General features: G+C 66.2%; 7 protein-coding genes. 3 read left to right on the top strand and 4 right to left on the bottom strand.

Features of this window, described 5'->3' with window-relative positions; genetic code table 11:
- Positions 1–122: 122 nt before the first annotated feature.
- Positions 123–2,492, bottom strand: coding sequence for a transketolase (locus QX132_RS17440; protein WP_316162139.1), 2,370 nt, complete (start codon positions 2,490–2,492; stop codon positions 123–125).
- A 140-nt stretch (positions 2,493–2,632) separates the two neighbouring features.
- Between QX132_RS17440 and QX132_RS17435 the strand changes: the two genes are divergently transcribed.
- The 3 genes from QX132_RS17435 to QX132_RS17425 all read left to right on the top strand — a co-directional run bounded on the left by QX132_RS17435 (position 2,633) and on the right by QX132_RS17425 (position 6,667).
- Complete coding sequence (locus QX132_RS17435; RefSeq protein ID WP_316162137.1) at positions 2,633–3,094, top strand: Lrp/AsnC family transcriptional regulator; 462 nt, start codon at positions 2,633–2,635, stop codon at positions 3,092–3,094.
- Positions 3,095–4,166: 1,072 nt separating this feature from the next.
- A complete protein-coding gene (locus QX132_RS17430) occupies positions 4,167–5,348 on the top strand; it encodes a ferredoxin (protein ID WP_316162136.1) in 1,182 nt (393 codons plus the stop codon).
- Positions 5,349–5,404: 56 nt separating this feature from the next.
- The gene (locus QX132_RS17425; protein ID WP_316162135.1) at positions 5,405–6,667 is read left to right on the top strand and encodes a 2Fe-2S iron-sulfur cluster-binding protein; all 1,263 of its coding nucleotides are present in this window, start codon (positions 5,405–5,407) and stop codon (positions 6,665–6,667) included.
- A 181-nt stretch (positions 6,668–6,848) separates the two neighbouring features.
- Here the strand turns inward: QX132_RS17425 and QX132_RS17420 are convergent, their stop codons facing one another.
- The 3 genes from QX132_RS17420 to QX132_RS17410 form a co-directional block, all read right to left on the bottom strand.
- On the bottom strand, positions 6,849–8,021 hold the full coding sequence (locus tag QX132_RS17420) for a fumarylacetoacetate hydrolase family protein (RefSeq protein ID WP_316162134.1): 1,173 nt from the start codon (positions 8,019–8,021) through the stop codon (positions 6,849–6,851).
- A gap of 85 nt (positions 8,022–8,106) precedes the next feature.
- The gene (locus tag QX132_RS17415) at positions 8,107–11,142 is read right to left on the bottom strand and encodes an autotransporter domain-containing protein (RefSeq protein ID WP_316162132.1); all 3,036 of its coding nucleotides are present in this window, start codon (positions 11,140–11,142) and stop codon (positions 8,107–8,109) included.
- Between the two features lie 209 nt (positions 11,143–11,351).
- The gene (locus QX132_RS17410; protein ID WP_316162292.1) at positions 11,352–12,305 is read right to left on the bottom strand and encodes a DMT family transporter; all 954 of its coding nucleotides are present in this window, start codon (positions 12,303–12,305) and stop codon (positions 11,352–11,354) included.
- Positions 12,306–12,346 lie beyond the last annotated feature (41 nt).

Raw genomic sequence — 12,346 nt, 5'->3', positions numbered from 1 at the left:
CGCCAGTTTTTATTGCGTGGCTTTTCAGCACCTAGCCCTTTTGCTCCAAGTTGCGACGCCGTCTCCTTCATCCAGGTGGGGGAGACGGCGCAGCTGTTTTCAGCTCCCTCTTCCCCCCGCCCTCACACCGCCATCTTGCGATGCCGCACCGGAGCGCCGGTGAGGCTCTCGGCCGCATCGATGATCGCGTTGGCATCCATGCCGTTGTGGCGATAGAGGTCGTCGATCGTTCCGGTCTGGCCGAACTTTTCGACGCCGAGCGCCTCGACACGATGGCCGCGCACCGAGCCGAGCCAGCCGAGCGTCGCCGGATGGCCGTCGATCACGGTGACGATGCCGCAATCGCGCGGCAGCGGCGCCAGCAGCTGCTCGACATGACTGAGATGCTGCACGCCGCGGCGATGCCGCCGCAGGCTGCGCGCCGCCGTCCATCCCGCATGCAGCCGGTCTGCCGAGGTGATCGCGAGCAGGCCGACGTCGCGCCGGGATTCGCCGATCAGGCCGGTCGCCTCGATCGCCTCTGGAGCAAGGGCGCCGGTATAGGCGACGATCACCTCCGCATTCGGCCCCGGCTTGCGCAGCCAATAGGCGCCGGCGGCGATGTCGGACTCCAGCTCCGGCGTCATGATCCGCTGCGGCTGATCGATGGTGCGCGTCGATAGCCGCAGATAGAGCGAGCCGCCCTCGCCTGCCTCGCGCTGCATGTGGGCAAAGCCCCATTTCATGATCGCGGCGAGCTCATCGACGAAGGCCGGCTCGAACGACGACAGCCCGTCCTGCGCCATGCCGATCAGCGGCGTTGCGATCGACTGATGCGCGCCGCCTTCCGGTGCCAGCGTCACGCCCGACGGCGTTGCCGCCACCATGAAGCGCGCATCCTGATAGCAGGCGTAGTTCAGCGCATCGAGGCCGCGCTCGATGAAGGGATCGTACAAGGTCACCACGGGCAGCAGCCGGGCGCCATTGATGGCGTGCGACAGGCCGAGCGCGGAGGCCATGATGAACAGGTTCATCTCGGCGATGCCGAGCTCGATGTGCTGGCCCTTCGGCGATGCCGCCCAGTTGAAGGTCGACGGGATCTTCTCGCTACGGAACAGGTCGGCCTTCTCGGCGCGCGCGAACAGGCCGCGGCGGTTGACCCAGGCGCCGAGATTGGTCGACACGGTGACGTCGGGCGACGACGTCACGATGCGCGAGGCCATCGCGGTGTCGCTGCGCGCGAGATCGTTGAGGATCAGGCCAAAGCCCTGCTGCGTCGACATCTGCGCCGCGGCCGTAAAGGTCAGCCGCTCCGGCACGTCGAACACGGCATCGTCAAGCCGGCGGCCGTCGCGATTGAACGGCACGGCGGCGAGAAACGCCTCCAGCTTTGCCGGGTCCTGCTTCAGGCCTTCGAACTTGTCCCACTCATGGCCGGGGCGGATGTTCTGCAGGGCGCGCCATTTCTCCATCTGCGCGACGGTCATCAGGCCGGCGTGATTGTCCTTGTGGCCCTGGAACGGCAGGCCAACACCCTTGATCGTGTAGGCGATGAAGCAGACCGGGCGGTCGTGATCGATGGACTCGAACGCCTCCAGCATGCTCGCCATGTCGTGGCCGCCGAGATTGGACATCAGCGCCAGCAGCTCGTCGTCGCTGCGCTTGTCGAGCAGCCGCGTGACGTCGCCCTGATCGCCGATGTCGTCCTGGATGTGCTTGCGGAAGGCGGCGCCGCCCTGGAAGCACAGCGCCGCGTAGAGCGCGTTCGGGCAGTTGTCGATCCAGCGCTTCAACGCCTCGCCGCCGGCTTCCGCAAACGCCTCACGCATCAGCCGACCGTATTTCACGATCACCACGTCCCAACCGAAATTGCGGAACATGGTCTCGAACTTCTCCCACAGGCCTTCGCGCACGACTGCGTCGAGACTCTGGCGGTTGTAGTCGACGATCCACCAGGTGTTGCGCAGGCCGTGCTTCCAGCCCTCCGCCAGCGCCTCGAAGATGTTGCCCTCGTCCATCTCGGCATCGCCGACCAGCGCGATCATGCGGCCTTCGCGGCGGTCCTTCATCCAGCCATGCGCCTTGACGTAGTCCTGCACCAGCGACGAGAACAGCGTCTGAGCGACGCCGAGGCCGACCGAGCCGGTCGAGAAATCGACGTCGTCGATGTCCTTGGTGCGCGAGGGATAGGACTGCGCACCCTTGAAGCCGCGGAAATTCTCCAGCTTCTCGCGGGTCTGCCGGCCGAACAGATACTGGATGGCGTGAAACACCGGGCTGGCATGCGGCTTCACCGCGACGCGGTCCTCCGGGCGCAGCACCGAGAAGTACAGCGCCGACATGATGGTCGCGAGCGAGGCCGAGGAGGCCTGGTGGCCGCCGACCTTGAGGCCGTCAGTATTCGGCCGGATGTGGTTGGCGTGATGAATGGTCCAGGACGACAGCCACAGCGCCTTGCGGGCCAGCGCGCTCAGCATGTCGAGACGGTCTGACGGTGCGGATGGCGTGGCCATGGCGCGGCTCCCGGGGAGTTTTGTTGGATTGCTGGATTCTAATCCTCTTGGGGCGGCCATTATTCTCAATTTTTCGCGTGCAGAGGACCATTATTGGGATATTTTCCCATCCAACAGCCACTTTCAGCGATTTGATCCCAATGCCCGGCCTCGATGCCATCGACCGCAAAATCCTCGGCCATCTCCAGGCCGACGGCCGCATCACCATGCAGGAGCTCGCCGACAAGGTCGGCCTGTCGGTCTCGCCCTGCCATCGCCGCGTCAAGCTGCTGGAGGAGCGCGGCGTCATCACCCGCTATCTCGCCACCGTCGACCAGAAGGCGCTCGGACTGCACGTCTCCGTCTTCATCTCCATCAAGCTGGCGCGGCAGAAGGAGGAGGATCTGAAGCGGTTCGAGAAGGCGATCTCGGCCTGGCCCGAGGTGCTGGAGTGCTATCTGATGACGGGGAATCGCGACTACCTCTTGCGCGTCGTCGCCACCGATCTCTCGTCGTATGAGGCGTTCCTGAAAACCAAGCTGACTCGTCTCGACGGCATCGCCTCGATCGAAAGTAGCTTTGCGCTGAGCCAGGTGAAGTATTCGATCGCGCTGCCGGTGTGAGGCCAGCTGCCTCAGCAATCTCAGCTGTCGTCCCGGCGAACGCCGGGACCCATACTCCGCGGCAGTTATTGTGAAGAAAGACTGGGTCGACATCGTGCGCAACAACATCTCCCTGGGGTTATGGGTCCCGGCGTTCGCCGGGACGACACTGGAATCCTGGGCGAGAGCGCTCGTCCCCCCAACGCCGGCGATCTATCGCCACATGCGTTCGCAGTCCCGCGGCGGGTTGCGCCCGAGCTATGCTGATCGCTTCACCCTCCTCGACAACAGAGGGCGCAGGGAAGGCCGGGCGCTGGCCGCGCCCGTGGCCCGCCTGCGAAAAAAAAATGCAGGCGGCAGGTACCACAGGTCTGGCCGAACACGCCCGGCCCTCCCTGCGCGATGGTTTTGACGGCTGCTTCGCGTTCTCCCCGGTGCGCCGGCTTTTGGCCACCGTGCGCGACGATGCGCTTTGCGCGCTCCGCCGCGGGACACCAGCATCGGGGTGCCAGGACCGCGCGACTTGACCGTGCGTGCATCGCTGTTCGTCCGCGCGAATGATCACGCTGCAACGACACACGCCCATCGCATTCCGCTGCCGACGTCCATGACGACCGCGATACGTCCCCTCCGACGCAACGGAACGGGCGGGACTCTAATGCTGATTTTACGAAATAGACAAGCGATTTATTTTTCCGCACAGGGCTGGACAGGATTTCTCGCGCACGCCCCGATTTGCCCGACGGGCAGCTTTCGCATGCCGCATCCCACGCACACGCGCCTTCATTGCGCCTGCGATCTGTCACGGTGAAGGCCGTCATTGATCCAGATCAAACGCACTCGAAAACAAACCTCGATCCAGATCAAATGCTTGATGCTCCTCGATTTGATCCAGATCAAACGGCCGCAGGCCCACCGCAGCATGGCCCAGACACGTCCATATTGGCCGTCAAAAAGCGCCACATCTCGTCGGCAGATTCCGCGGCACAGCATGCGCTGATGACGCGAACTAACAGGCCTGGCGGACGAGCACGTCTGGCCCGGCCTCGTCACACCAGCGCGCCGTGCCAAGTAACCAGCGTCCTGGAAAGCAATGCGAAACAACAGCGCTCAACGTTCGTCCCAATACGACTACGCTTCGCACCGTCGAGAGGCCCGGCCACTCACCCACGTAGCCGTGCAGGTGGCTCCCGCCAGGTATCAGCCGGCCGCGCAGCCCGGCAGCCGCAGCACCGGCCGGGCCGAGCGGCGATTCTGGCTGACCATGCAGACCGTCATGCTGGTCGTTGGCGTGCTGCTGGTGAACCTGCTGCTGTTCTTCCCTGCGCTCGGCATCGCCCTGATGTGGAATCTGCTGATTCCGGTCGCGCCGGCGCTGGTGACGATCTCGCCCGGCCTGTGGCGCAACATCTGTCCGATGGCGACCTTTCATCTCTTGCCGAACAAGATGGGCATCTCGCAGAACATCCGGATGCCGGAATGGGGCGCGGCGACCTTAGCGGTGATCAGCGTAACCTCGCTCTTCATCGTCGTGCCGATGCGGCGCATCGGACTCAATGTTGACGGGCCGTTGACGGCGCTCATGCTGCTGTCGGCTGCGGTCATGGCGTTCGCGATGGGCTCGGTGTTCGAGATGCGCTCGGGCTGGTGCACCTCGCTGTGCCCGATCCACCCCGTCGAGCGTCTGTACGGCACCAACCCCGCTCTCACCTTCAAGAACGCCCGCTGCAATATCTGCGAGGCCTGCAGCAATCCGTGCCCGGACTCGACGCCGGAGCTGACGCCGACCGCGGGCGTGCCGACGAAGGTGCAGCAGTTCCTCGGCAACTTCCTGATCGGCAGCTTTCCCGGCTTCGTCTGGGGCTGGTTCCAGGTGCCGGATTATCCGCCGCAGCAGGTCGGGAGTGCCGAGATCATCACTGCCTATGTCTGGCCGTTCGGCGCGGCCGTCATCAGCTACATCGTGTTCAGGATCGGCGAGCACATGCTGCGCTACAAGCCGGCCACCCGCACCCGGATGCACCGCATCTTCGCCGCGACGGCGGTCAGCACCTACTATTGGTATCGCCTGCCCGGTCCGGCGTCGCTGCTGCCGGACTGGTTTCCGCTGGTCTCGCACCTCGTCACGACGCCGTTCTTCTTCTGGTTCCTGGTGCTGCGCTCGCCGAAGGTGAGCTGGCTGAAGCGGCCGGTGATGGCGTCGAACTACTGGTCGAGCCGGTTCGAGAGCACGGCCAACAAGAACCTCATCCGCGTCTCACCCGACAGGGCGTGATCCCGCGGCGTCCTTCAGCCCACATTGTCACAGCGTATTCGATCGAGGAGTGAACCATGTCGAACTTCAGGACCGTCACCGTCAAGGGCCGCCAGTTCCGCGTCCGCGCGGGTGACGTGCTGCTCGATGGCGCGCTGGCCAACGGCGTCGAGATTCCGTTCGACTGCCGCGCCGGCACCTGCGGCACCTGCATGGTTCATGTCTCCAAGGGGCAGACGGTGTGCGGCGAGACGCATACGCAGGGCATGATCTATGCGTGCCAGGCGCGCGTCGTCTCCGACCTCGACGTCGAGATGGAGGACGTGCCCGAGATCGACACCTCCAAGGCGCGCCTGGTCGGCCTGCGCGAGGTCGCGCCCGACATCATGGAGCTGATGATCGCCCCGGAGAAGAGCATCAGCTATTTGCCGGGGCAGTACTTCAAGTTCACCTTCAACGGCTATCCGGCGCGCGCCTACAGCCCCACCGCCTCGTTCGACGGCCGCATCGGCGGCCGCGTCATCCATCTCAACATCAAGCGCGTGCGTGGCGGCCGCGTCACGACCGCGCTCGGCAGCGGCATCCGTCCCGGCCATCGGCTGCGCATCCAGGGGCCGTATGGGCATGCGTTCCTGCGCCCGGGCGGCACCGGCCGTCTCGTCCTCGCCGGCAGCGGCACCGGCTTCGCGCCGATCTGGGCGATCGCCGCGATGGCGCTGCGCGAGTCCCGCAACCGGCCGATGGTGATCATCGCCGGCGCCAAGAAGCTGCCGCAGCTCTACATGACGCCGATCCTGGCGCAGCTGGCAAGGCTGCCGAACGTCACGATCATTCCGACCGTCGAGGAAGGCCCGATCGATCATCCCTCGATCCGCACCGGCCGGATCGAGCCGCATATGCCGACGCTGACGGCCTCAGACGTCGTCTATGCCTGCGGCTCGCCGCGCATGGTCAGCGCGCTCGCAGGCATGGTCGAGAAGGCCGGCGCGACGTTCTATGCCGATCCGTTCGATTCAGCACCGCCGGAAGCGCCGTCCGGCCTGATCGGCCGCATCAAGACCCTGGTGGCGCGGCGGCCGGCCGAGCCGGAGCCAAGCCGCGACAGCGGCAAGGGCCGCGAGGCCTCGCTCGATCCGTTCGAGCGGGCGCTGTCGCTGGTGCCGAAGGATCCGATCGAGGATGATCTCGGCCTGCGCCGCCCCGAGCCGCGCCGCAGCGCGGCGGCCGAGCGCGACCATGCATTGTCGGTGGTGCGAGAGCGTGCCGCGCTGGGCGATCCCACGCAGTTGCAGGAGCGCGCCCGCCGCGCCGCCGGGCAGATGGCGTCGGGGCACGTGTGAGGACTGCGGCCGGGTATCCGCAACAGGGCGACCGCATACGAGGACCAGAGTGCCATTCCTCGTCTATCTCCACGTCGTCATGGCCGGGCTTGTCCCGGCCATCCACGTCATTCGGCATACGTGGGAGGACGTGGATGCCCGGGACAAGCCCGGACATGACGGAATAACGACTAAGCAAGCCTCAGATCAGCTTGCGCCGCGACAAACTCCGCATCAGGGCGCCGACGCCGAAGGTCCAGGGCTCGCATTCGTCGCTGTTGCGCATGCGGTTGACGAGGCGACCGAGCTGCGGGGCCGAGATGGTGACGATGTCGTCGCGCTTGTGGGTGAACCCCTGCCCTGGAGCGTCGCGGTCCTTGACGGGCGCGAACATCGTGCCGAGGAACAGCGCAAAACCGTCGGGATATTGGTGCACGGCGCCGATGGTCTGGGCGACGAGATCGGTCGGATCGCGGCTGATCTTGCTGATGGAGGAATGACCGTCGAGCACGAAGCCGTCGCTGCCGGTCACGGTCAGCGCGACATCCATCTTCCTGACGTCATCGAGCGAAAAGCTCTTGTCGAACAGCCGCAGCAGCGGTCCGATGGCGCAGGAGGCGTTGTTGTCCTTGGCCTTTGACAGCAGCAGCGCCGAGCGGCCCTCGAAGTCGCGCAGGTTGACGTCATTGCCGAGCATCGCGCCGACGATCCGGCCGCGGCTCGACACCGCCAGCACGACCTCCGGCTCCGGGTTGTTCCAGGTCGATTTCGGATGCAGCCCGGCATCCATGCCGGTGCCGACAGATGACAAGGTCGGCGCCTTGGTGAAGACCTCGGCATCGGGGCCGATGCCGACCTCGAGATACTGGCTCCAGGCATTCTGCTCGATCAGCACCTGCTTCAGGTGCATCGCCTGGTCCGAGCCCGGCTTGAGCTTGGAGAAATCGTCGCCGACGAGACGCACCACCTCCTTGCGGATCGCCTCGGCGGAGGCCGGGTTGCCGCGCGCGCGCTCCTCGATGACACGCTCCAGCATCGAGATCGCGAAGGTGACGCCCGCCGCCTTCAGCACCTGCAGGTCGACCGGCGCCAGCAGCCACGGCTTGGCCGGATTGCGGCGATCCGGCGGCGTGTTGGCGAGGATGGCGGCGAGGTCGCCGATGCGCTCGCCTTTCATCGCGCGCAGGGCCGCCGCCGGATCGTCGTGCTCGCAGAGGGCGCTGACGGTGGGGAAAGCCGAGGTGACGTCGAACACGCCGTCGTCGCGCACGGCGACCACGGCCGGTCCGTCCACATCGGGGCGCCAGACCCGGCCAACCAGCGTGCCGCTGCTGCCGTCGTCGGGCAGGACGGTCTCGGGCATCAGGTTGATCATGGCGTCGTGCTCCCTGTTGTTCTTGTTGCTCAGCGCACCCCTAGCATCGGTGCACGCCGGCTCCAAGCCACACGACGTCGCGCAATCACCAGCTGTAGCGCACCACGCCCTTGCCGGCGTAGGAGCGGCTAATGGTCGAGAACTCGCCCTCGAAGGTCGCAGCCGCCGACCAGCCGTTGCGCCAGGCCATTTCGGCCGAGGCCGAGGTCAGCGCAAGGTCGCGCGACTGCGCAGCGCCGTTGACGACGAAACTCATTCCCGGCAGCACCTGGAAGCCGGCGGTCATGGTGCGATCCGGGTTGAAATTGTGCGCCCAGGCGGCGCGGCCGCGCAGCGACAGCACGCCATCGGCGAGCGCAAACGACCGATCGACGCGCGCGCCGAGCTCGGTGCGCGCATCGGTGACAGTCTTGCCGGCATAGGTCAGCGCGAAGGTGCCGGCGCCGGAGAGCACCTGCTCGGCATAGGACGGTAGCACGTAAGCCGTCGCCTGGCCGCCGAGATAGGGCGTGATCCCGCCCCACGGCGTGGCATAGCGGCGGCCGGCCTCGAGGCGGGCCGAATAGGCCGACGCATTGAAGCGGGCGCGGAGCTGGTCGACGCCGGCGACGGTCACGGTGCGGTCGGTGGTCACGTCGTGCCAGCCATAGGCGAGCGCGGCCGAGAGATAGTCCGGACCATGGCGATAGCGGGCGAAGGCGCCGGCCTGGAACAGGTCGGAGCGGCCGCTGCCGCCGCCATTGACGCCGAAGCTGGTGCCGCCGCCCGACAGCGCCAAGCCGGCCAGCCAGCTCGGCGACACGATGTAATCGGCGCCAGCGGCCAAGCCGACCTCGCGGATCGTGACGTTGTTCGATCCGAGCGCGGCGTTGCCATCGGTGAACGAGCCGCCGCCGAACGGCGCGGCCCAGGTGCTCCAGCGCTCATCGAAGCGCTGGGCCGGTGTGGCCTTCACCGGCATGCGCGCGAAGGCATCGCGCGGCGCGGCGCCCCGCCCTGCGTCGGCGAACGCCGCAGCCGGACTAGATGCGTTCGCGCTGCGACCGGCGACGAAAGGATCGGTCATCAGGCCAAGAAAGATCTTCATCGATTCGAACATCGCCTGCTGCGGAGCGGTGGCGATCTCGCCGGAGACCTGCGTCAGGCCGGCCGGGGTCAGCGCGCCGAAGGCGAGCGGAATGCCGCCGGTGCGGTTGAAATAGCCGGTCGTGGTGTCCGTGACGTTCTGCTGGTTGGTGTTGTTGGTGCCGGTCGAGCCAAGCGTCAGGTTCAGATAGACATTGTTGGCGTCGTAGCTCAGACGAGAAGTGAAATTGGCCGGCAGGTTGGTGTTGACCAGCGCATTGAAGGTGCCACTGACGCCGCCGGTCGCATTGACGATCGTGTACTGCTTGTTGACGTAGCTACCGGGCGCGAAACTCGCCTGCACGGTGGCGCCGCCGAGCGTCGCCGTTCCCGTCACGTTGACCCGGTCGGCACTGGCCGGGGATACCTCGACCATGTAGCTCGCAGCCGTCGTGAACACGAGGTTGCCCTGCACGGTGAGCAGCCCGATCGAATTGCCCGGCGCGAGTGCGCCGCCGTTGATGAGCGTGCTGCCGACGATGCCGTTGCCGCCGAGCGCGCCGCCGGAATTCACCACGACATTGCTACCGGCGATCGAGCCGTTCACGGCGAGGATGCCGCCGTCGATCGTGGTCGTGCCGGTGTAGGTATTGACGCCGGACAATGTCAGCTTGCCGCTGCCAACCTTGGTCAGCGAGCCTGGGCCGATGGTGCCGCACCCGCAAGGATCGGTGTCGCCGATCACGCCGGAGACCTCGGTGGAGAGATTGTTGGCGCCGACCACCAGCGTGTTGAAGGCGCCGATGTAGTAGTTGCCGGAGCCCGCCAGCGAGCCGGCGGTGATGCGGCCGTCGCCATTGACACCCGTGCTACCGGAGAAATCGACCACGCCGGTGCCATTGGTGACGAACTGGGCGGTGCCGCCGGTCGTATTGTCGAGGAAGCGGGTGCGGCCGCCATCATTGGTGATGATCGTGGCGGAGCCGGCGCTGGCGTGATCGAAGAACAGCGTCGAGCCGCCGTCATTGGTGGTGACGGTCGCGTTCGCCGCGGTGGAATGGGCGTTGAACTGGACCTGGCCGTTCATGTTGTTGGTGATGGTGGCATTGCCGGCCGACGGGGTGTCGCTGCCGAAGCCGATCCCGAACATCACGTAGGAATTGCCGCCATTGGTGATGACCGCATTGGCGGCCGTGGCGGCATTGACGAACGCCAGCATGCTGAACGTGTCGTTGGTGATCGTCGCGTTGCCGGCGCTGGTATTGGCGTTGAACAGCGTGCGGCCCTGATGGTTGGTGATCACGGCGTTGCCGGCCGTGGCCGTGTCCGTGCCGCCGGCGACACCGAACGCGGTCGTGGCGATCGACTGGTTCACGATCGTCATCGTGCCGGCGGAGCTCGCACCGAGGAAGTTGGTGGTGCCGCCATCATTGGTGAGCGAGACGATGCCGGACGTGTCGGCCCTGACGATGTTGAAGATGCCGAAATTCGACACGTCGCCGACGATCCGGGCGGTGTGGGTGGCATCGCCGAGCTGCAGGGTCGCGACGCTGCCGACGAAGGTGCCGCCGGAGTAGGAATTGGTGCCGAGCAGGATGGTGGTGCTGTTGCCGAGCAGCTCGGCACGGACGCCGGCAACGGTCTCGCCGAGATTGTTGCCGATCGTGATCGTCTGGCCGGAATTGGCGTTGTTGATGAAGCCCCAGCCGGAGCCGGCGACGCCGAAATTCACGTCGGCGCCGCCGATCGAATAGGACTGGGCGTTGCTGAGGAAGATCCAGGAATCCGGATTGATCGGCGCCGTGACCGTGATGGTCGATGCGCCGGTGGCCCCGAACAGCGCCTCCTGGCCGCCCGATGCGGGCGGCGCGCCGGCCGGCGGGGTCTCCCAGTTGGTCGAGAGATTGTAGTCGGAGGTCGTCGTCGTGGCGCCGGGACCGCCCCAGGTGTAGTCGGTTTGCGCCTGCGCGGCCGTCGCCAGCCCGAGCCCGACCACGAGCACCAATCCGCCAACCCGCCAGCGGACAGCCCGGTCAGCCGTGTTGTCGCTCGACATCCCCACTCCGACACTCCCAAGCCCTGCTCTGCACGGTCTCGTGCAGTCCAAGACCTAGCAGCTCAGACTTGGTGGTCGGGGCGGGATGCGAATGCGTTTTTCCAATGATTTCAGATCATTACGCGTTTCGTACCGGTTGTGGCGATCGCGCAACGCATCCGCCCAAAAATTCACACCCCCGTATTCACCAGGGATGCGCGAGCGAGGGCTCACGGATTCGGCGAGCTCTCGCCGGCGACCTGCAGCAGTTGCGAGCGGCGGACGCGCTCGCGATGGGCGGTGTAGAGGCCGCTGGAGACGATGAAGGCGGCACCGACGATGGTCCAGACGTCCGGCACCTCGCCGAACACCACGAAGCCGAGGATGCTGACCCACAGGAGCTGGGTGTAGGAGAACGGCGCCAGCACCGAGGCGTCGGCATAACGGAACGCCAGCACGACGATCCACTGCCCCATGGTCGAGGCGACGCCGACCAGCACGCCGAAGCCGATGTCCTGCCAGGACGGCGTGGTCCAGACGAACGGCACGATTGCCGTGAGCACGCAGACGCCGGCGATCGACGAATAGGTCATGATCGTGATGGCGTGCTCGCGGCCGCTCATCATCCGCGTCATGATCAGCGTGCAGGCCCAGGCGAAGGCCGAGGCGATCGGGAACAAGGCGGCGAGATGGAACGCGCCGGTGCCGGGGCGGAGAATGATCAGCACCCCAAACAACCCGACCGCGGTCGCGATCCAGCGGCGCAGGCCGACCTTCTCGCTGAGGAAGATGATCGACAGCGCGGTGACGAACAGCGGCGCGACGAAGCCGGTGGCGGAAGCCTCGGCGATCGGCAGATAGCGTAAACCGGTGATGAACATCAGCGACGAGCCGAGCAGCGCAACGCCGCGCAGCAGTTGGAACTTGAGCCGCTCGGTGCGCATCGCGAACAGCGGCGAGCCCGGGATCATCGCCGGCACCATGATCGCTGCGAATATGACGAAGCGGATCCAGGTGATCTCGATCGAGGGCAGCGTCTTCGAGAGATATTTCGCTGTGACGTCCGAGGTGCCGAGGAACACGGTCGACAGCAGGATCAGCGCGATGCCGCGGAACGGCCGGTCGGCCCGCGCGGGCGCGCGCTTGCGCGTGGCCTGCGGCTTCTCCTGCACGGAGGTCGGCACGTCGTCGAGGCGCGCGGCTGCGGCCGCACTCGGTGGCGGGG

The sequence above is a fragment of the Bradyrhizobium sp. SZCCHNRI20481 genome (assembly GCF_032485055.1).
In the GTDB taxonomy this organism is placed as follows: domain Bacteria; phylum Pseudomonadota; class Alphaproteobacteria; order Rhizobiales; family Xanthobacteraceae; genus Bradyrhizobium.
The sequence above is the reverse complement of the archived record's forward strand: the minus strand, read 5'-3'. Positions and strand labels throughout refer to the sequence as shown.